Origin of the sequence: Nodularia spumigena CCY9414, from assembly GCF_000340565.2 — a bacterium.
Lineage (GTDB): Bacteria > Cyanobacteriota > Cyanobacteriia > Cyanobacteriales > Nostocaceae > Nodularia > Nodularia spumigena.
In genome coordinates this window covers 2774432-2775567 of record NZ_CP007203.1, presented here as the reverse complement: position 1 = coordinate 2775567, position 1136 = coordinate 2774432, and the positions used below count along the sequence as shown (strand labels likewise).

General features: G+C 38.6%; 1 protein-coding gene. It reads right to left on the bottom strand.

Features of this window, described 5'->3' with window-relative positions; genetic code table 11:
• Positions 1-952 precede the first annotated feature (952 nt).
• On the bottom strand, positions 953-1136 hold a 184-nt coding region (locus tag NSP_RS25990), incomplete at its 5' end, for an SH3 domain-containing protein (protein WP_044482762.1).

The following is a 1136-nucleotide window of genomic DNA, read 5'->3' as shown; positions in this document are numbered from 1 at the left end:
GCTTGTGATTTCGCCTGTATCCTCACTGTAACACATATGCCCCACCTCAAAGAAGCCTTTCAAGCCCGCATAGAGGTTAATAAAACCCAGCAAGGTTCCCAAGTCAGTTTGTCAATTTAACTCCCAGAGAAAACGCCAAAAAGAGGATTGGGGAGTTGACAAATGATTTTACATCTGTTAAAATAAAACCGATAAGGAAGAACTAGTTTCTAATACTCAAAGAAAATATTGCCAATCTAGCGTGCAGATTAACTCCCAGAGAACTATCTTCAAATCACTAGCTAAATGATTGCCCATTTAGAGTACAGATTAACTCCCAGAGAAAACGCCAAAAAGAGGATTGGGGAGTTGACAAATGATTTTACATCTGTTAAAATAAAACCGATAAGGAAGAACTAGTTTCTAATACTCAAAGAAAATATTGCCAATCTAGCGTGCAGATTAACTCCCAGAGAACTATCTTCAAATCACTAGCTAAATGATTGCCCATTTAGAGTACAGATTAACTCCCAGAGAAAACGCCAAAAAGAGGATTGGGGAGTTGACAAATGATTTTACATCTGTTAAAGTCAAATGGATGAGGAAGAACTAGGTTCTAATAATTGGAGAAAATACTGCCAATCTAGCGTGCAGATTAACTCCCAGAGAACTATCTTCAAATCACTAGCTAAATGATTGCCCATTTAGAGTACAGATTAACTCCCAGAGAAAACGCCAAAAAAGAGGATTGGGGAGTTGACAAATGATTTTACATCTGTTAAAGTCAAATGGATGAGGAAGAACTAGGTTCTAATAATTGGAGAAAATACTGCCAATCTAGCGTGCAGATATAGTAGATAGATTGGAAAACTGCGGTCATGTTCAGGATAGAAGTGGAAATGCCGCAGTTAGCATCAAAAATGAGCGGTGTTCTGCCTGTACATAGTATCAGATGGTTGAAGATTGTCAGGATTTATTCCAACCGTTCAGTATTACCTATTTTTATCCAACCTTCTTGTTCCCCTTGTGTGCGAATCTTTTGCCAATTTTTATCCTGACTTTCCTCCAGTACAATCAGTTCTTCATTAACACCAACTCCAGCAATACGTTCAGCATCCATACTGGGTTCAACTCGCACACTCAAGCCTTCAGTCCAA